Here is a 19,424-nt window from a genome sequence, read left to right as displayed (position 1 = left end):
GATGCATGGATCGTAGATGCGAGCGATTCGCAACGCCAATCGGTTTCGCCTAAAGCGCTCATAGCCAGAAAGCCAGGAAAACCCCGACGCGCCGAGCCGGCAGGCGCACGACCATGTCGCTCCCCTGTTCCAGCAATGCCGCCATGCCTCACACCGTCCACCCTTCCCGCCGCCAGCTGCTCGCGCTCGGCGCCGCATTGCCTTGGGTCGCCCAGGCCCAACCCGCCTGGCCCAGCAAGCCGTTGCGCCTGGTCGTGCCGTTCGCGCCAGGCGGCAGCTCGGAGATCGTGGCGCGCTCGGTCGCGGGCGAGATGGCCAAGACCATCGGCCAGAACGTATTCGTGGACAACAAGCCCGGCGCGGCCGGCAACATCGCGATGCAGGAGGTCGCCGCCAGCGAGGACGGCCACACGCTGATCCTGGGCCATATCGGCACCTTGGCCGTGAACCCTTACATCTTCAGCAAGCTGCCGTATGACGCCGCGCGCGACTTCGTGCCCGTCACGCTGGTGTCCAAGGTGCCGAGTCTGTACGTGGTCCACCCCGACCTGCCGGCCCGGGACCTGAAGGAGTTCGTGGCCTACGCCAAGACCAAGCCAGGCCAGCTCAACTACGGCTCGGCCGGCAACGGCAGTGCGGGCCACCTGGCCTTCGAGTACCTCAAGATGGTGAGCGGAACCTTCGTCGTGCACGTGCCCTACCGCGGCACCGGGCCCATGCTGACCGACCTGATGTCGGGCCGGCTGCAGGCGGCCTCGGTCGGCGCGCCCGCGCTGCTGCCTTTCATCAAGGCGGGCCGACTGCGCTGCATCGCCACCGGCACCACCGAGCGGCTGCCGCAGCTGCCCGATGTGCCCACGGTGGCATCACAGGGCTATCCCGGCTTCGAGATGACGCAGTGGTACGGCCTGTTGGCGCCGGCGAAGTGGCCGCGCGACCACATCGCCAAGCTCGAGGCCGAGGCAGTGCGTGCGGCCAGGGGCAGCATCGTCAAGGACAAGCTCTCGGCCGACACCGCGCTGGCCGTGGGCAGCAGCGCAGCGGAGTTCGGCGCGTTCATCAAGAGCGAGCAGGCGCGCTGGAAGCCGGTGATCGCGCGCGCGCAGATCAAGCCCGAGGGCGCGTAGCCGGGGGGCACTGTGCGAACATGCGCGCCCCATGGATACGCCCCTTCTGGAGATCACCGGCGCCAGCGCCACCATCACCTTGCGCCGCCCCGAGCAGGCCAACCGGCTGGAGCCGCAGGACCTGGACGTGCTGGCCGCGCACATCGCCACCGTCAACGCTCGGCCCGAGTTGCTGGTGCTGCGCCTGGCGTCCACGGGCCGTTACTTCTGCAGCGGCTTTGACATCGGCCAGATGGACGCGCAGAAGCCCCAGGCCTTCGAGGAACTGGCGAACGCCCTCGAAGACGCGCGCCCGGTCACGCTCGCGCTGCTGCAGGGCGGCGTCTACGGTGGTGCCACCGACCTCGCGCTGGCCTGCGATTTCCGGCTCGGCGTGCTGGGAATCGACATGTTCATGCCGGCCGCGCGGCTGGGTCTGCACTTCTATCCGCGCGGGCTGGAGCGCTATGTGAGCCGGCTCGGCCTGGACCAGGCCAAGCGCCTGTTCCTGACGGCCGAGCGCATTGGGGCCGAGGAGATGCGCGCGATCGGCTTCCTGACCCAGCTGGTCGCGCCCGAGGCGCTCGCCGCCGAGGCCGATGTCTTGACGCAGCGCCTGGAGGCCATGGCGCCGTTGGCCATGCTCGGCATGAAGAAGCACCTGAACCACATCGCACGCGGCACCCTCGACAGGGACGCGCTGCAGCGCGACATTGCGCGCGCCGCGCATTCGGCCGACCTGCAGGAGGGCCGTGCGGCCTGGGCCGCGAAGCGCGCGCCGCAGTTCAGCGGCGGCTGAACCGCATGGCCGCGCCGCCGGGCTTCACCCAGCACACCATCTCCATCGCGCACGTGCACCGCGTGCTTCTCGGTGCGCGCCGACGCGCCGTCGATGTGGACGGTCTGCTCGCGTGCGCCGGCATTTCATCGGCGCTGCTCGGCTCGCCGCTGTCCCGCGTGACGCGCGACCAGTACGCGCGCCTGCTGGCCGGCCTGCGCCACACCCTGCGCGACGAGCTCTGGGGGCTGTGCCCCACGCCCTTGCCGCTGGGCAGCTTCACGCTGGGCTGCCGCCTGATGCTGGGCGGCCGCACGTTGGGTGGTGCGCTGGCGCTGGGCCTGCGCCACTACCGTCTGTTGCTGCGCGACCTGGTGCCGCGGCTCGTCGTGCAGGACGGCGTGGCCCACCTCAGCGTGGCGCCGCGCGTGCCGGTCGATCTGGCGCTGGCCTATGCGCAGCGCACCTTCATCTTCTTTGCCTACGGCCTGGCCTCCTGGCTCGTGGCGCGGCGCTTGCCGCTGCTGGGCCTGGAGTACCCGGCCGTGGTGGCGGCCGAGTTTCCCGACGCCGGGGAAGTGCTGCGCGCGCCCGTGCGTGAGACGCCGGGCGGCGCGGGCTGGTACGTGGATGCGCGCTGGCTCGAACTGCCCGTGGTGCAGACCGAAGAAGGCCTGACCGAATTCCTGCTGCACGCTCCTGCCAACCTGCTGGTGCGCTACCGCGAGTCGTCCAGCATCACGGAGCGCATCCGCCGCATCCTGCGCGGCCACCTGGCCGGCGAGATGCCTTCGCTGGAAGACATCGGCCGTGAACTCGCGATGACGCCGCAGACCCTGCGTCGCCGGCTGCACGAGGAAGGCCGGGGCTACCGCGGCATCAAGGAAGGCCTGCGCCGCGACGCGGCCATCGAGTACCTCGCGCGGCCCGAACTCACGCTGCCCGAGATCGCCGAGCGGCTGGGCTTCTCGGAGTCCAGCACCTTCCAGCGCGCCTTCAAGCAATGGACCGGCGTGGCGCCCGGCGAGTACCGGCAGGCGTACATCGCGCGGCCTTGAACCGGTGCGCTCAACCCGCATGGCGCAATTGGCCAGTCGCTACCTGCCTTGGTCGAACGCGCCGCCGAAGCCGCCACGAGCGCAGCGTCATGAAGGGAGTGCCGGGCCTGGGCCAGCCGCACAAGGGCGGCTCCATCCGCCAGGACATCCGCGGCGAAGTCTTCTGGGGCGTGGATCGTGTGCCCATGCTCGACAACGGCCTCGAACGAGGATGGTGATGGAGCAGAAGGACAAGCCGGATCTCACTCCTGCACTCTTGTCTTGTCTGTTGCGGCGCACTCTGTGCGGAAGCAATTTTTCCGCATCTGCTTGCAAGAGGAAAAATCTGTTGTATAGTCGTGGGCTTCGCTGATCACTGCTTCAAACACTGTGATCTGCCTGTCCAGTCAAGCGGCTTGGCAGGTTGAAAAAGAAAAGCGAAAAAAGTTGACCGGTCTTTTAAAAACGTGTCATAATCTAAGGCTTCGCTGATCACGGCGAGTCAAGCAGGTCAGTCGAGAGACTGGTGTTGCTGCGGTAGGTCTTTAAAAACATACAGCCGATAAGCGTGGGCGTTTGGTGTGAAGTTGCCAAGTTCTTCGGAACGAGTGCATGCACTCAAATGCTCATGAGAATGGAAGTGGATTCACTTCAATTCCGTTTTTATTGAGTTGCTCAAGAGATTGAGCGAAGTTAACAAGATCGAACTATAGAGTTTGATCCTGGCTCAGATTGAACGCTGGCGGCATGCCTTACACATGCAAGTCGAACGGCAGCACGGGAGCAATCCTGGTGGCGAGTGGCGAACGGGTGAGTAATATATCGGAACGTGCCCAGTCGTGGGGGATAACGCAGCGAAAGCTGTGCTAATACCGCATACGATCTATGGATGAAAGCGGGGGATCGCAAGACCTCGCGCGATTGGAGCGGCCGATATCAGATTAGGTAGTTGGTGGGGTAAAGGCTCACCAAGCCGACGATCTGTAGCTGGTCTGAGAGGACGACCAGCCACACTGGAACTGAGACACGGTCCAGACTCCTACGGGAGGCAGCAGTGGGGAATTTTGGACAATGGGCGCAAGCCTGATCCAGCAATGCCGCGTGCAGGATGAAGGCCTTCGGGTTGTAAACTGCTTTTGTACGGAACGAAACGGTTTTCTCTAATACAGAGAGCTAATGACGGTACCGTAAGAATAAGCACCGGCTAACTACGTGCCAGCAGCCGCGGTAATACGTAGGGTGCGAGCGTTAATCGGAATTACTGGGCGTAAAGCGTGCGCAGGCGGTAATGCAAGACAGATGTGAAATCCCCGGGCTTAACCTGGGAACTGCATTTGTGACTGCATTGCTGGAGTGCGGCAGAGGGGGATGGAATTCCGCGTGTAGCAGTGAAATGCGTAGATATGCGGAGGAACACCGATGGCGAAGGCAATCCCCTGGGCCTGCACTGACGCTCATGCACGAAAGCGTGGGGAGCAAACAGGATTAGATACCCTGGTAGTCCACGCCCTAAACGATGTCAACTGGTTGTTGGGTCTTAACTGACTCAGTAACGAAGCTAACGCGTGAAGTTGACCGCCTGGGGAGTACGGCCGCAAGGTTGAAACTCAAAGGAATTGACGGGGACCCGCACAAGCGGTGGATGATGTGGTTTAATTCGATGCAACGCGAAAAACCTTACCCACCTTTGACATGTATGGAATCCTTTAGAGATGAAGGAGTGCTCGAAAGAGAGCCATAACACAGGTGCTGCATGGCTGTCGTCAGCTCGTGTCGTGAGATGTTGGGTTAAGTCCCGCAACGAGCGCAACCCTTGCCATTAGTTGCTACGAAAGGGCACTCTAATGGGACTGCCGGTGATAAACCGGAGGAAGGTGGGGATGACGTCAAGTCCTCATGGCCCTTATAGGTGGGGCTACACACGTCATACAATGGCTGGTACAAAGGGTTGCCAACCCGCGAGGGGGAGCTAATCCCATAAAACCAGTCGTAGTCCGGATCGCAGTCTGCAACTCGACTGCGTGAAGTCGGAATCGCTAGTAATCGTGGATCAGAATGTCACGGTGAATACGTTCCCGGGTCTTGTACACACCGCCCGTCACACCATGGGAGCGGGTTCTGCCAGAAGTAGTTAGCCTAACCGCAAGGAGGGCGATTACCACGGCAGGGTTCGTGACTGGGGTGAAGTCGTAACAAGGTAGCCGTATCGGAAGGTGCGGCTGGATCACCTCCTTTCTGGAAACTGCAACGAAGCTCAAACGCTCACACTTATCGGTTGTTGGAAGGTTGTCGCCAACGGTTGGGTAGAGATGCCTGGCTTTACGCGACCGGCTTGGGTCTGTAGCTCAGTTGGTTAGAGCACCGTCTTGATAAGGCGGGGGTCGTTGGTTCGAGACCAACCAGACCCACCATCCCTCCAATGTCCAATCGTGTTTGGGGGTGTAGCTCAGCTGGGAGAGCGGCTGCTTTGCAAGCAGTAGGTAGCGGGTTCGAGTCCTGTCACCTCCACCAACTTCCCTTATCCAAGAATATCAACACCAAAGTGGCTTTGCAAAAGGCCTCTTTGTTGTTGGTCAAGATCCCTTGATCAATCGGCTGTTCTTTAACAAATTCATAGAGTTCGAATCAGCGTTGCTGGCGGAAACTGCACATTCGTAAAGGTTTAGTGCAGACCGTGCCGCCAGTGACAAAAATTTGATTGCGTCAAACGAATATCAAACTTCACGTTTGAAATTTATGTAATCTGAACGAAAGTTCAATTACGGCATAACGCGTCAGGTGAAAGACCTGACATATTCCTTGAGTAATTTTGGTCCTTGCAAGAGGCGTCAAAGTTATAGGGTCAAGTGAATAAGAGCACGTGGTGGATGCCTTGGCAATGATAGGCGACGAAGGACGTGATAGCCTGCGATAAGCTTCGGGGAGCTGGCAAATTAGCTTTGATCCGGAGATTTCCGAATGGGGAAACCCACCTGCAAAGGTATCGCATGATGAATACATAGTCATGCGAGGCGAACCGGGTGAACTGAAACATCTCAGTAGCTCGAGGAAAAGACATCAACCGAGATTCCGAAAGTAGTGGCGAGCGAAATCGGAAAAGCCTGTTAGTGATAGCACGACTCTTAACGGAACAGTCTGGAAAGGCTGGCCATAGCAGGTGATAGCCCTGTACGTGAAAAGAGACGTGTGGTACTGAGCTAACGAAAAGTAGGGCGGGACACGTGTAATCCTGTCTGAATATGGGGGGACCATCCTCCAAGGCTAAATACTCATCATTGACCGATAGTGAACTAGTACCGTGAGGGAAAGGCGAAAAGAACCCCGGGAGGGGAGTGAAATAGATCCTGAAACCGCGTGCTTACAAAAAGTAGGAGCCCGAAAGGGTGACTGCGTACCTTTTGTATAATGGGTCAGCGACTTACATTCAGTGGCAAGCTTAACCGAATAGGGAAGGCGTAGGGAAACCGAGTCCGAACAGGGCGTCTTAGTCGCTGGGTGTAGACCCGAAACCAAGTGATCTATCCATGGCCAGGATGAAGGTGCCGTAACAGGTACTGGAGGTCCGAACCGACTAGTGTTGCAAAACTAGCGGATGAGCTGTGGATAGGGGTGAAAGGCTAAACAAACTTGGAAATAGCTGGTTCTCTCCGAAAACTATTTAGGTAGTGCCTCAAGTATTACCTGCGGGGGTAGAGCACTGTTTAGGCTAGGGGGTCATGGCGACTTACCAAACCTATGCAAACTCCGAATACCGCAGAGTACAGCTTGGGAGACAGAGCACCGGGTGCTAACGTCCGGACTCAAGAGGGAAACAACCCAGACCGCCAGCTAAGGTCCCTAAAATTGGCTAAGTGGGAAACGAAGTGGGAAGGCTAAAACAGTCAGGATGTTGGCTTAGAAGCAGCCATCATTTAAAGAAAGCGTAATAGCTCACTGATCGAGTCGTCCTGCGCGGAAGATGTAACGGGGCTAAGCCAGTTACCGAAGCTGCGGATTTGCAATTTATTGCAAGTGGTAGGAGAGCGTTCTGTAAGCCTGTGAAGGTGGCTTGTAAAGGCTGCTGGAGGTATCAGAAGTGCGAATGCTGACATGAGTAGCGTTAAAGGGGGTGAAAAGCCCCCTCGCCGTAAGCGCAAGGTTTTCTACGCAACGTTCATCGGCGTAGAGTGAGTCGGCCCCTAAGGTGAGGCAGAGATGCGTAGCTGATGGGAAACAGGTCAATATTCCTGTACCGATGTGTAGTGCGATGTGGGGACGGATCTTAATAGGTCATCCGGGTGTTGGATATCCCGGTTTAGGCAGATGTAGGCGTCTGGTAGGCAAATCCGCCAGACATATACCGAGGCTGTCGATCGAGCGAGCTTGCTCGCGAAGTGATTGAACGAGGTTCCAGGAAAAGCCACTAAGCTTCAGCTGCACACGACCGTACCGCAAACCGACACTGGTGCGCGAGATGAGTATTCTAAGGCGCTTGAGAGAACTCGGGAGAAGGAACTCGGCAAATTGACACCGTAACTTCGGAAGAAGGTGTGCCCTAGTAGTGTGAAGTGAACAACGGAGCATGAATGGGTTGCAAAAAATCGGTGGCTGCGACTGTTTATTAAAAACACAGCACTCTGCAAACACGAAAGTGGACGTATAGGGTGTGACGCCTGCCCGGTGCTGGAAGATTAAATGATGGGGTGCAAGCTCTTGATTGAAGTCCCAGTAAACGGCGGCCGTAACTATAACGGTCCTAAGGTAGCGAAATTCCTTGTCGGGTAAGTTCCGACCTGCACGAATGGCGTAACGATGGCCACACTGTCTCCTCCCGAGACTCAGCGAAGTTGAAATGTTTGTGATGATGCAATCTCCCCGCGGAAAGACGGAAAGACCCCATGAACCTTTACTGTAGCTTTGTATTGGACTTTGAACAGATCTGTGTAGGATAGGTGGGAGGCTTTGAAGTACGGTCGCTAGATCGTATGGAGCCAACGTTGAAATACCACCCTGGTGTGTTTGAGGTTCTAACCTAGGTCCATTATCTGGATCGGGGACAGTGCATGGTAGGCAGTTTGACTGGGGCGGTCTCCTCCCAAAGCGTAACGGAGGAGTTCGAAGGTACGCTAGTTACGGTCGGACATCGTGACGATAGTGCAATGGCATAAGCGTGCTTAACTGCGAGACTGACAAGTCGAGCAGATGCGAAAGCAGGACATAGTGATCCGGTGGTTCTGTATGGAAGGGCCATCGCTCAACGGATAAAAGGTACTCTGGGGATAACAGGCTGATACCGCCCAAGAGTTCATATCGACGGCGGTGTTTGGCACCTCGATGTCGGCTCATCTCATCCTGGGGCTGTAGCCGGTCCCAAGGGTATGGCTGTTCGCCATTTAAAGAGGTACGTGAGCTGGGTTTAAAACGTCGTGAGACAGTTTGGTCCCTATCTTCCGTGGGCGCTGCAGATTTGAGGAAGCCTGCTCCTAGTACGAGAGGACCGGAGTGGACGCACCTCTGGTGTATCGGTTGTCACGCCAGTGGCATTGCCGAGTAGCTATGTGCGGAAGAGATAACCGCTGAAAGCATCTAAGCGGGAAACTCGTTCCAAGATGAGATCTGCCGGGGCCTTGAGCCCCCTGAAGAGTCGTTCAAGACCAGGACGTTGATAGGCAGGGTGTGGAAGCGCAGTAATGCGTTAAGCTAACCTGTACTAATTGCTCGTGCGGCTTGACCCTATAACTTTGATCGCTTAAATACTTAAGTACCTAAGCATCAAGGCTGTTATGCCAAGTGACGCAGTCAAAATACAACTGATTTAAAACTCTATGAATTCGCCGTGCTGAACTAAAAAGCAGCACAGCAACAAGTTATGCCTGATGACCATAGCAAGTTGGTACCACTCCTTCCCATCCCGAACAGGACAGTGAAACGACTTTGCGCCGATGATAGTGCGGGTTCCCGTGTGAAAGTAGGTCATCGTCAGGCTCCTACAGCCGAAAACGCCCCAACCCTAAAGGTTGGGGCGTTTTTCTTTGTGTCGACGATTCGTGCTGGTGTCAGCGACTCCTGCATGCACTGATTGGGAATAACCAATCCGATAAAAATAAAAAGGGCCGGCGAGATGCTCGCCGGCCCTTGAGAAGTCGTCGTACGGTGCTTACTTCGCCGTCGGCATGACGAACTCAGCGCCCTTGCCGATGCTCTCGGGCCAGCGCTGCATGATGGACTTCTGCTTGGTGTAGAAGCGCACGCCCTCTTCGCCATAGGCGTGCATGTCGCCGAACAGGCTCTTCTTCCAGCCGCCGAAGCCATGCCAGGCCATCGGCACGGGGATCGGCACGTTGATGCCGACCATGCCGACCTGGATGCGGCGTGCGAACTCGCGTGCCACGTTGCCGTCGCGCGTGAAGCAGGCTGTGCCATTGCCGAATTCGTGCTTGTTGATGAGGTCCACGGCGGCCGCGAAGTCCGGCACGCGCACGCAGGCCAGCACCGGGCCGAAGATCTCTTCCTTGTAGATCTTCATCTCGGGTGTGACCTTGTCGAACAGCGTGCCGCCCGTGAAGAAGCCCTGCTCGTGGCCAGGCACAGTGAAGTTGCGACCGTCCACCAGCAACTCGGCGCCTTCCTGCACGCCGGTGGCGATGTAGCCCTCGATGCGCTCCAGTGCCTGCTTGGTGACGATGGGGCCCATCTCGGCGTCCAGCTCCATGCCGTTCTTGACCACCAGGGTCTTGGCGCGCTCGGCCAGCTTGGGAATCAGCTTGTCGGCCGCGTCGCCGACCAGTACCGCGACCGAGATCGCCATGCAGCGTTCGCCGGCCGAGCCGTACCCGGCGCCGACCAGCGCGTCCACGGCCTGCTCGATGTCGGCATCGGGCATCACCACCATGTGGTTCTTGGCGCCGCCCAGGGCCTGCACGCGCTTGCCGTGGTGCGCGCCGGTCTCGTAGATGTACTGGGCAATCGGCGTGGAGCCAACGAAACTGATGGCCTTGACGTCCGGGTGCTCGAGCAGTGCGTCCACGGCCAGCTTGTCCCCCTGCACGACGTTGAAGACACCGTCCGGCAGGCCGGCTTCCTTGAGCAACTGGGCGATGAACAGCGAAGGCGAGGGATCGCGTTCGCTGGGCTTCAAGATGAAGCAGTTGCCCGCTGCGATGGCCACCGGGAACATCCACATCGGCACCATGACCGGGAAGTTGAACGGCGTGATGCCGGCCACCACGCCCAGCGGCTGGCGCAGGGTCCAGTTGTCGATGCTGGTGGAGACCTGGTCGGTGAAATCGCCCTTGAGCAGTTGCGGCACACCACAGGCGAACTCGATGATGTCGATACCGCGCGAGACCTCGCCCTGCGCGTCGGTGAACACCTTGCCGTGCTCAGCCGTGATCATGGCGGCCAGCTCGTCCTTGCGTGCGTTCACGAGTTCGAGGAACTTGAGCAGCACGCGCGCGCGGCGGATCGGCGGCGTGTCGGCCCAGGCCGGGAAGGCGGCCTGCGCAGCGGCCACGGCGGCGTCCACGTCGGGCTTGGCGGCCAGGCGCACGCGGCGCGCCTCGGTGCCCAGGGCCGGGTTGAACACCGCCTGGGTGCGTTCGCCGACGCCCTGGTAGGGCTGACCGGCGATGAAGTGCGCCAGTTCGGCGCTGTCGGTGTAGGCGGGGGTTGCGGGCAGGTCGCGCTTCATGGGTTGTCTCGCGTGAGAGTGGGAGAGGCCGCAAGTCTAGGAAGCGCCGCCGACCCTGTATAGACGGCCCGGCTGAACTGATTGTTCGCCGTGGTGAACAATGCACCCTATGTCCTCCGAAAAAACCGACCAGCTCTGGAGCACGCTGCACGCGCTGGCCGTGCTCGGCGAACACGGCAGCTTCACAGCCGCCGCGGCGCGGCTGTCCATCAGCAAGGCCGCCATGAGCCAGCGCATCGCCGAGCTTGAGCGCGCTGCCGGCGTGCCGCTGGTGCAGCGCACCACGCGCAGCGTGCGGCTGACCGAGGCCGGCCAGCGCCTGGCCGACGGTACGCGCGGCGCCTTCGCGCAGATCCAGCAGAGCTTCGCGGCCGTGCGCGACCTGGCCGAAGCGCCGCAAGGCCTGCTGCGCGTGACGGCGCCCGTGGCCTTCGCGCGCCAGCAGCTCGTGCCACGCCTGCCCGAATTTCTGCGCGCGCATCCGCAGGTGCGGCTGGAGCTGGACCTGTCCGACGGTCTGCGCCCGCTCGCCGTGGAGGGCTTCGACCTGGCCGTGCGCCATACGGCCGCGCCGCCCGAAACCCATGTGGCCTGGCTGCTGGCGCCCACGCGCTCGCTGCTGGTGGCCAGCCGGGCTTACCTGCGCAAACGCGGCGCGCCGGCCGACCCAGACGCGCTGCGCCTGCACGACTGCCTGCACTACCCGCGCGCCGGCCAGGTGGCGGGCTGGACGCTGCTGCGCGGCGACGAGCGCGCCGTCGTGCCCGTGGCCGGCGCTTTCTCGGCCAACAACAGCGAGGCGTTGCGCGACGCCGCGTTGGCCGGGCTGGGCATCGCGCTGGTGCCCGACTTCAGCGCCCAGGCCGCGCTGCGCAGCGGCCAGCTGCAGCAGGTGCTGCCCGAGTGGAAGGTGGAGGGACAGTTCAGCGAGACGCTCTACGCGATCCGGCCCTACGCGCCCTACGTGCCGCGCGCGGTCGAGGCCTTCGTCGCCTACCTGCGCCAAGCCTTCGCCGAGGGCTTTGGCGCCTGACCGGTTTCTGTGTTTTCTCCCAGGTGGCGACCGGCGGCAAACTGTGCCACCCTAAGCATCAAAAAACCAGGCGCCGCGGCTCCATTGCGGCTTGAAGCTCAGCACTCCGTTTCGCACCTCAACAATCGGACATCCATGCCGGCGGCGCTGCAGCCTCCAGAGCCTCCTCCCGCCGCCGCTGCGGGCCGGCATGCCGTCACCGCGCTGGAGTGGGGCGAGCCCGCCGTTGCCGCCCTGCACAAGAGCCCGCACCCCGGGCGCGGCGCGGGCGCGGAGTTGCGCAACGAGGCGCGCATCCTGGGCCTGCTCGAGGGAATCGTCGGCGTGCCCCGGGTGCTGGGGCTGGACGATGCCGGCGCCTGGCTGATCCACACCCGCCTGACCGGAGCGACGCTGGCGCAGGCGGCCGCCGAGCACCCCGGCGATCTCGGCTGGGTGCTGCGCCTGCTGCTGGACCTGCTGGCCACGCTGGAACAGGTCCACGCGCGCGGCGTGCTGCATGGCCACCTCGGCCCCAACAAGCTGCTGGTGCTGCCAGGTGGCGGCGTCGGCCTGCTGGACTTCAGCCGCGCGGTGGTGCAGCAGCACATCGAGGCCGGCCCGCAAGCGGGCAGCGAAGCCCTGCCGCGTGCCTTCGGTGCGCCCGAGCAGACCGGCCGCATGGCGCGTGGTGTCGACTACCGGGCCGACTACTACGCGCTCGGCGCCATCGGCTACTGGTTGCTGAGCGGCGAGCCGCCGTTCGTCGAGACCGCGCCGCTGGCGCTGCTGCACGCCGTGCTCACGCGGCCGCCGCCGCCCGTGCACCTGATCGCGCCCTGGGTGGCTCCGGGCGTGTCGGCGCTGCTGGACAAGCTGCTGGCCAAGAGCCCCGAGGCCCGCTTCCAGTCGGCGCACGGCCTGCGCCAGGACCTGCTGCGCTGCCTGGCCGGCCAGCGCGATTTCACGCCCGGCGCCGACGACCGCCGCATCCAGCCAACCCGGCCCTCGCGCCTGTATGGGCGCAGCCAGGCGCTGGCGCAACTGCATGCGGCACTGGCCGACGAAGGCGGCGACAGCCGCGTGGTCTTCGTCCGCGGCTATGCGGGCGCCGGCAAGTCGAGCCTGGTGCGGGCCCTGCAGCCGGGCATCGGCGCGCGGCGCGGCATGCTGGCCTCGGGCCGGTTCAGGCAGGGCCGCAACCAGCCGCCCTATGGCGGGCTGGCCGAGGCGATGGGTGAGGTGGCCGAGCATTGGCGCACCGAGCCGCCGCAGTGGCTGGACCGCATGCGCCTGCGCCTGCTCGGGCGCCTCGGGCGCAATGCGGCCCTGCTCGCGCGCACGGCACCGGCCTTCGCCCCGCTGCTGTGGCCCACCGGCGTGGTGCCGGCCGATCCACCCAGCGACGTGCCCTTGCCGGTGCGCATGGTCCAGGCGCTGGGCGCGCTGTGCGCCACGCTGCGCGACGCGGGCGCGCCCTGCGTGCTGTTCGTGGACGACCTGCAGTGGGCCGACGCCGATGCGCTGGCGGCGCTGCAAGCCATCGCCTGCGACCACAGCCGTGGCCCGCTGCTGCTGGTCTGCGCCTACAGCGACCATGCGCTGGACGCCGCCCATCCCTTGCCACGCATGCTGGCGCGCTTGGCCGAAGCCGACGCCGCCTGCGTGGACCTGCCGCTGGGTGGCCTGGCCGCGGACGATCTGGCCGCGCTGCTGGCCGACGTGCTCGATGCCACGCCGCCAGCCATGGCGCCGCTGGCCGAAGCCCTGGTGGCCCGGACCGGCGGCAATGCCTTCTTCGTGCTCGACTACGTGCGGCGCCTGTTCGGCGCCGGTGCGCTGCGCCGCGTGCAGGGCGATTGGCAGTGGGACACGCGTGCCGTGGAGGCGCTGCCCAGTTCCGACAACCTGGTCGCCGGCCTGATCGAGGAGTTGCACCGCATGCCCCTGGCCGCGCAGGCCCTGGCGGGCGGCTGCGCCTGCCTGGACGGGACCGTCGATGTTGCCGCGCTGGCCGCTGCATCCGGCATGCCGCCCGCTGCGCTGGAGCAGCAACTGCTGCCCCTGCTGCGCCACGCCATCCTGTGCAGCCCGGCCGGCGCCGGTGGCGCGCTGCGCTTTTGCCACGACCGCATGCAGGAAGCCGCGCTGGCCCTGCTGGCGCCGGACCAGCGCGCGCAATGGCACCTCGGCCTGGCGCGCGCGCTGGCCGGCAGCGATGCCGGCGCCGCCGCCGGCCACTACCTCGAGGTGCTGGACGGCCCGCTCGCGGATGCGCCGCCAGCCGAGGTGGCGCAAGCCGCCAGCCTGTTGCTCCAGGCCGGTCGCGACGCACTGGACCAGGGCGCCAACGCCCAGGCGCTGCGCCTGCTGCAGGGCGCGCACCAGCTCGATGCGCGGCTGCCGGCCGACCCGCCGCGCACCCGCGATGTCGCCATGGCGCTGCACGCGGCGCTGTTCGCCCAGGCCCGTTACGAAGCGATGGAGCCGCTGTTCGCATCCATCGCCCAGCACCTGCCCACCGACCCGATGGCGGTGCACGCGGCCGTGCTGCTGCACACGCGCGCGCTCTATCTGCGTGGCCGCAATGCCGAATCGATCGCGCTGGCCCTGCAGGCGGCCGGCCTGCTGGGCCTGCCCGCACCCGCTGCAGCCGAGCGGCCTGCTGCACTCGAGGTCGAACTCGACGCCCTGCGCGCGCACATGCAGGCCGAGGGCGATGCGCTGTTCGAGCGTCTGCTGCCCGTCGACGATGTGCCGCTGGAGGCAGCCGCCGCGCTGCTGATCGCGGCCCAGCTCAATCCCGTGAACGACGGGCACCAGACCGGCGCCTGGTGCTGCCTGCGGCTGATCCGCCTCGGCTGGGAGCGCGGCAGCTTCCTCGGCCTGCCCGAGGCCTTGACGGGCGCTTTCACCCCGCTGGCCACCTTGCGCGGCGACTATGCGCTGGGCTGCAGGCTGGGCCGCATCGGCGTGCGGCTGGCGCCCGGCATGTCCGACGAGCGCAGTGCCAGCCGCACGCTGTACCGCTGGGCCAATGTGGTGGCCAGCTTCTGCGATCCGCTGCAGGCGCGCTTCGCCCACTACCGGCGCATCGAGCAGTTGGCCGAGGCCGTGGGCGACCACGGCACGCTGACCGAGAACCTGGTCTGGGAGCTGTCGGCCACGTTCGACACCGCGCTTGCGCTCGCGCGCATGGATGCCCCGCTGGCGCGAGCCCTGGCGCTGGCGCGCCGGCTGGACGACCGCATGACCTTGGGCAGCTTCGGCCTGTTCGCCTGGTTGCTGGCCCGCGTGCGCGGCGAGACCGACGCGGCGCAGCCCGATGCGCCCGTGCGCGCGCACATCGCGCTGAGCCCCTATGCGCGCATGCACGACCGGGTCTACCGCACCGTCGCCGCGGCGCTGGACGGCGCCTGGGACAGCGTGCTGCACGAGGCGGTGCTGGACGCACCGCTGCGCATGTTGCCCAACACCTATTTCTACGCGCTCTACCACTGGCTCGGCGGCCTGGCGCTGGGCCACGCCGTGGCCTGCGACCAAGCTGTTCCGGCCGATGCCCTGGACCAGTTGCAGGAGCGGGCCTGCTGGTTCGACGCGCGCGCCGCCGATGCGCCCGACAACTTCGCCCACATGGCGCAACTGCTGCGCGCCGTGCAGGCCTGGGCGCTCGGCGACTTCGCGCAGGCGGCGCCGGGCTTCGAAGCCGCCATCGACCGCGCCGCGCACCGCCCCTGGCACCAGGCCGTGGCCTGCGAGCTCGCGGCCGCCTGCTGCCGCGCCCGGGGCCTGGCGCGTGCGGCCGGGCTGTACCAGGCGCTGGCGCAGCAGACCTTTGCGCACTGGGGGGCCACGGCGCCGGCGCTGCGGCTGCAGGACGGCCTGCACCCGCAGGCCGCGCCCGCGCTGCCGCGCGCAGACGACGAAGGCGGGCTGCAGCGGCTCGATGCCCAGGCCCTGGTGGCGGCCAGCCAGGCGCTGATCGCCGAGCGCGAGCCAGCCACGCTGCTGCGTGTGCTGCTGCGGCTGCTGCGGCAGTACGCCGCGGCCGAGTACGGCGCGCTGAGCTGGCGCGAGGACGGGCGCTGGCAGCAGTTGGCGGCCTTCGGCCCGCAGTCCGAAACCGTGGGCGCCGCCGAGGCCTTCGAACTGCGCCCGCCGGCCGCCGTGCAGCGCTACCTGCTGCGCAGTGGCCAGCCGCTGCTGCTGCCCGAGGTGCGCCAGCACCCGCGCTTCGCGCACGACGCCGAGCTGGCCGCGCATGGCGCCCAGGCCATCGCCGCGCTGCCCGTCGTGCTGCGCGGCGAGGCGGTGGGCCTGCTGTACCTGGAGAACCGTGCCGCAGCGGCCACGCTGCGCGAGGACCAGTTGGCCACGCTGGGGCTGATGTGCGCGCAGTTCGCCGCAGCCTACGACAACGCGCAGTTCTACAGCCGCCTGGAGGGCATGGTGGCCGCGCGCACCGACGAGCTGCGCCAGAGCCAGGCCACGCTGGGCGCGATCCTGCACAACGCGCCCATGCCCATCTTCGTGAAGGACCGCGAGGGCCGCTGCGTCATGCACAACCCCTGCTACGTCGCCATGCTGGGGCGGCCCGGCGCGTCGTTGGCGGGCCAGTTCTTCCACGACTTCCTGCCCACCAGCCGCGCCGACGCCAACGTGCAGGAGAGCGACCTGCGCGTGTTCGCCGGCGGCAGCCTGCCGCCCTACGAGATGCGCGTTCCCACGCCCGACGGGGTGCGTCACTTCGAGATCCACAAGTTCGGCCTGCCGGACGCCAGCGGCGCCGTGCACGCCGTCTGCGGCATGTCCATCGAGGTCACGGTGCGCAAGGTGGCCGAGGAACAGCTGCGCCAGGCCAAGGCGGCGGCCGATGCGGCCAACGCGGCCAAGAGCGCCTTCCTGGCCAACATGAGCCACGAGATCCGTACGCCCATGAACGCGGTCATCGGCCTGTCGCACCTGGCGCTCAAGACCGACCTGGACCCGCGCCAGCGCGACTACCTGCACAAGATCCACCAGTCCGGCCAGCACCTGCTGGGCATCCTCAACGACATCCTGGACTTCTCCAAGGTCGAGGCCGGCAAGATGGACATCGAGCAGGGCCCGTTCGAGCTCGACGAACTGCTGGCGGCAGCCACCAACCTGGTCGCCGAGAAGGCCCAGGCCCGCGGCCTGGAACTGGTCTGCGATCTGCCGGCGGAGGTGCCGCACAGCCTGACCGGCGATGCGCTGCGGCTGTCGCAGGTGCTCGTCAACTACGCCAACAACGCCGTCAAGTTCACCGAGAGCGGCGAGATCGCCATCGCCGTGCGCGTGCAGGAGCAAAGCGCCGGGCAGGTGCTGCTGCGCTTCACGGTGCGCGACACCGGCATCGGCCTCACGCCCGAGCAGATCGGCCGGCTGTTCCGCAGCTTCGAGCAGGCCGACAGCTCCACCACGCGCCAGTACGGCGGCACCGGCCTGGGCCTGGCGATCTGCAAGCGGCTGGCCGAGCTGATGGGCGGCAGCGTCGGCGTGGACAGCCGCAGCGGCGAGGGCTCGACCTTCTGGTTCACGGCCCGCCTCGGCCTGCGGCCGCAGCCGCCGCGGGCGCCACCGCATCTGGACCTGCTGGGGCGCCGCGTGCTGGTGGCCGACGACAACGCCTGTGCCGCGCAGGTGCTGGTGCGGCTGCTGCAGCACGAGGGCTTCGCCGCCGACGCGGTCGACGGCGGCCAGGCGGCCGTGCAGGCCGTTGCCGCCGCGCACGCGGCCGGCCGCCCCTACGACGCCGTGCTGCTGGACGCGCAGATGCCCGGCATGGACGGCGCGCAGGCCGCCCAGGGCATCGCCGCGCTGGGCCTGGACGCAGCACCGCGCCTGGCCCTGGCCAGTGCGCAGGGCGGCGATGCGCCACAGCGCGCAGGCATCGGCGTGGTGCTGGCCAAGCCGGTCGGTGCCGTGGCGCTGCGGGCCGCGATGCTGCGCCTGTTCGGCCACGCTGCGCCTGGCGAGGCTGCAGCCCCCAGCGGCGCCGACGCGGGCATGGCCGCGCTGGCGCCGTTGCGCGGCGCCCGCATCCTGCTCGTGGAAGACAACGCGCTGAACCAGCAGGTGGCCACCGAGCTGCTGCAGCAGGCCGGCTTCGCCGTGGACGTGGCCGGTGACGGCGCCATCGGCGTGGCCATGGCCGACCGGGCCCTGGACGCCGCGCAGGCCTACGACCTGGTGCTGATGGACATGCAGATGCCGGTCATGGACGGCGTGGCGGCCAGCCGCGCGTTGCGCAGCCGGGCCGCGCACGATGCGCTGCCCATCCTGGCCATGACGGCCAACGCCATGCAGGCGGACCGCGAGCGCTGCGCCGCGGCCGGCATGAACGACTTCGTGGCCAAGCCGATCGAGCCAGAACAACTCTGGCAGGCGCTGGCGCGCTGGGTCCGGCCACGGCCCGGGCTGCCGGTGTCCCAGGCCGCCACCGCCGCCGCGCCACCCACGGCGGCCGCGGCCAGCCTGCCGCCAGCCCTGGCGGCCATCGCAGGGCTGGACACCGCCACGGGCCTGCGCCGCCTCATGGGCCGCCAGCCGCTGTACCTGGAGCTGCTGGGCAAGTTCGCGCGCGCACAGGATCGCGTGCCGGCGCAGATCCACGCTGCGCTGGTGGCCGGCGATGCCGAACTGGCCCGGCGCCTGGCCCACACGCTGCGCGGGCTGGCCGGCAACCTGGGCGCCGGCCCGCTGCAGGCCCAGGCGGCCGAGGTGGAGCAGGCCATCGCCGCAGGCGCTGGCCTGCCCGCGCTGGTGCCTGTGCTCGACGGGCTGGCCCGCCTGCTCGACCCCCTGGTCTGCAGCCTGCAGGCCGCGCTGCCCGAACCGGTGGCGGCCGCACCGCATGCCAATGGCCACGACCGCGCGGCCATCGCAGCCATCGCCGCGCATCTGCAGGCCTTGCTCGAGCAGGGCGACGGCGATGCCGCGTCCTACTTCGCTGAGCACCGCGGCGCGCTGGAGGCCGCGCTCGGCCCGGCCTGCGCGCCGATCGCGGTGGCGATCGATGGCTACGACTTCGACGCCGCCGCGCAGGCGCTGGCCGCGGCGCTGCCGCGCTGAGGCCGCCTCTCAGCCGAGCCAGCTGCGCAGGGCCTGGGTCACGCGCCCGGGCTGCTCCAGTGTGCTCAGGTGGCCGCAGTCGGCGAAGACCTCCAGCCGCGCACCGGGCACCAGCGCCGCCATCTCCTCGTGCAGCGCCGGTGGCGTGAGCAGGTCCTGCGCGCCGCAGGCCACCAAGGTGGGACAGGCCACGCGCGCCAGCGCAGCGCGTGCGTCGGGCCGGCCGATGATGGCCTCCTGCTGCCGCGCGAAGGCCGCGGTGCCCACGTTCCAGGCCATGCTGCGCACCGTGGCGCGCAGCGCCGCATGCCGCGGCGCCTGCGGCCACACCAGGCGCGGCAGCAGTGCATCGGCCACCGCGCCCAGGCCCTCGGCCTGGCTGCGCGCCACGAGTTCGCGGCGCGCGGTGCTGGCAGCGGGTGCATCGGCCACGGCATTGGTGTCGAGCAGGGCCAGGTGCGTGACGCGCTGCGGCGCCTGGCGCTGGATGGCCATGGCGATGTAGCCGCCCATGGACAGGCCGGCCAGCGCGAAGCGCTCGAATGGGCAGTCGGCGAGCACGGCGCGCGCCAGCGCCTCGACGCTGGCGTGCTGCGTGGGTGCGGGCACCCAGGCGTCGGCGATGTCGGCAAGCCCTTCGACCTGCGGCGCCCAGAGCAGGGCGTCGCAGAGCAGGCCGGGGACGAGGACCAGGGGGTGTGGTGCGGAGGTGGTCATGGGGACAGTATGG

The 19,424-nt window shown here is 66.0% G+C and carries 8 protein-coding genes, 2 tRNA genes and 3 rRNA genes; 11 read left to right on the top strand and 2 right to left on the bottom strand.

Annotated elements, in window-relative coordinates:
* The first annotated feature begins 143 nt into the window (after window positions 1-143).
* The 9 genes from ACSQ4M_RS03940 to rrf all read left to right on the top strand — a co-directional run bounded on the left by ACSQ4M_RS03940 (window position 144) and on the right by rrf (window position 8,885).
* On the top strand, window positions 144-1,127 hold the full coding sequence (locus tag ACSQ4M_RS03940; RefSeq protein ID WP_436188362.1) for a Bug family tripartite tricarboxylate transporter substrate binding protein: 984 nt from the start codon (window positions 144-146) through the stop codon (window positions 1,125-1,127).
* Window positions 1,128-1,158: 31 nt separating this feature from the next.
* Window positions 1,159-1,905: an enoyl-CoA hydratase/isomerase family protein gene (locus ACSQ4M_RS03935; RefSeq protein WP_436188361.1), complete on the top strand. Its 747-nt coding sequence runs from the start codon at window positions 1,159-1,161 to the stop codon at window positions 1,903-1,905.
* A gap of 5 nt (window positions 1,906-1,910) precedes the next feature.
* The gene (locus ACSQ4M_RS03930; RefSeq protein ID WP_436188360.1) at window positions 1,911-2,942 is read left to right on the top strand and encodes an AraC family transcriptional regulator ligand-binding domain-containing protein; all 1,032 of its coding nucleotides are present in this window, start codon (window positions 1,911-1,913) and stop codon (window positions 2,940-2,942) included.
* Window positions 2,943-3,031: 89 nt separating this feature from the next.
* Window positions 3,032-3,160 (top strand): hypothetical protein, encoded by a 129-nt coding sequence (locus ACSQ4M_RS03925; RefSeq protein ID WP_436188359.1) that lies wholly within the window; start codon window positions 3,032-3,034, stop codon window positions 3,158-3,160.
* A gap of 465 nt (window positions 3,161-3,625) precedes the next feature.
* Window positions 3,626-5,156: ribosomal RNA gene (locus ACSQ4M_RS03920) — 16S ribosomal RNA — on the top strand.
* Between the two features lie 99 nt (window positions 5,157-5,255).
* A tRNA-Ile gene (locus ACSQ4M_RS03915) sits at window positions 5,256-5,332 on the top strand.
* A 24-nt stretch (window positions 5,333-5,356) separates the two neighbouring features.
* Window positions 5,357-5,432: transfer RNA gene (locus ACSQ4M_RS03910), tRNA-Ala, on the top strand.
* A 329-nt stretch (window positions 5,433-5,761) separates the two neighbouring features.
* Window positions 5,762-8,635, top strand: a 23S ribosomal RNA gene (locus ACSQ4M_RS03905).
* Between the two features lie 137 nt (window positions 8,636-8,772).
* Window positions 8,773-8,885: ribosomal RNA gene (rrf, locus tag ACSQ4M_RS03900) — 5S ribosomal RNA — on the top strand.
* Together the 16S, 23S and 5S rRNA genes with 2 tRNA genes alongside form the textbook arrangement of a ribosomal RNA operon.
* 172 nt (window positions 8,886-9,057) lie before the next feature.
* Here rrf and ACSQ4M_RS03895 read toward each other — a convergent pair.
* Window positions 9,058-10,590 (bottom strand): CoA-acylating methylmalonate-semialdehyde dehydrogenase, encoded by a 1,533-nt coding sequence (locus tag ACSQ4M_RS03895; RefSeq protein ID WP_436188358.1) that lies wholly within the window; start codon window positions 10,588-10,590, stop codon window positions 9,058-9,060.
* Window positions 10,591-10,699: 109 nt separating this feature from the next.
* Between ACSQ4M_RS03895 and ACSQ4M_RS03890 the strand changes: the two genes are divergently transcribed.
* Both ACSQ4M_RS03890 and ACSQ4M_RS03885 read left to right on the top strand, forming a co-directional pair.
* The gene (locus ACSQ4M_RS03890; protein WP_436188357.1) at window positions 10,700-11,623 is read left to right on the top strand and encodes a LysR family transcriptional regulator; all 924 of its coding nucleotides are present in this window, start codon (window positions 10,700-10,702) and stop codon (window positions 11,621-11,623) included.
* 135 nt (window positions 11,624-11,758) lie between these two features.
* On the top strand, window positions 11,759-18,694 hold the full coding sequence (locus ACSQ4M_RS03885; protein ID WP_436188356.1) for a response regulator: 6,936 nt from the start codon (window positions 11,759-11,761) through the stop codon (window positions 18,692-18,694).
* A 9-nt stretch (window positions 18,695-18,703) separates the two neighbouring features.
* On the opposite strand, the gene ACSQ4M_RS03880 is transcribed toward ACSQ4M_RS03885, so the two are convergent.
* Entirely contained in the window at window positions 18,704-19,411 is a 708-nt protein-coding gene (locus ACSQ4M_RS03880; protein WP_436188355.1) for an alpha/beta fold hydrolase, read from the bottom strand.
* Window positions 19,412-19,424: the final 13 nt, after the last annotated feature.

The organism is Pseudorhodoferax sp. LjRoot39 (assembly GCF_964253035.1).
GTDB lineage: Bacteria > Pseudomonadota > Gammaproteobacteria > Burkholderiales > Burkholderiaceae_C > Pseudorhodoferax.
The sequence above is the reverse complement of the archived record's forward strand: the minus strand, read 5'-3'. Positions and strand labels throughout refer to the sequence as shown.

Bases quoted from the DNA above. Each gene is read 5' to 3' on its own strand.
- ACSQ4M_RS03940 (WP_436188362.1), top strand. From the start codon at position 144: ATGCCTCACACCGTCCACCCTTCCCGCCGCCAGCTGCTCGCGCTCGGC.
- ACSQ4M_RS03935 (WP_436188361.1), top strand. From the start codon at position 1,159: ATGGATACGCCCCTTCTGGAGATCACCGGCGCCAGCGCCACCATCACC.
- ACSQ4M_RS03930 (WP_436188360.1), top strand. From the start codon at position 1,911: ATGGCCGCGCCGCCGGGCTTCACCCAGCACACCATCTCCATCGCGCAC.
- ACSQ4M_RS03925 (WP_436188359.1), top strand. From the start codon at position 3,032: ATGAAGGGAGTGCCGGGCCTGGGCCAGCCGCACAAGGGCGGCTCCATC.
- ACSQ4M_RS03895 (WP_436188358.1), bottom strand. From the start codon at position 10,590: ATGAAGCGCGACCTGCCCGCAACCCCCGCCTACACCGACAGCGCCGAA.
- ACSQ4M_RS03890 (WP_436188357.1), top strand. From the start codon at position 10,700: ATGTCCTCCGAAAAAACCGACCAGCTCTGGAGCACGCTGCACGCGCTG.
- ACSQ4M_RS03885 (WP_436188356.1), top strand. From the start codon at position 11,759: ATGCCGGCGGCGCTGCAGCCTCCAGAGCCTCCTCCCGCCGCCGCTGCG.
- ACSQ4M_RS03880 (WP_436188355.1), bottom strand. From the start codon at position 19,411: ATGACCACCTCCGCACCACACCCCCTGGTCCTCGTCCCCGGCCTGCTC.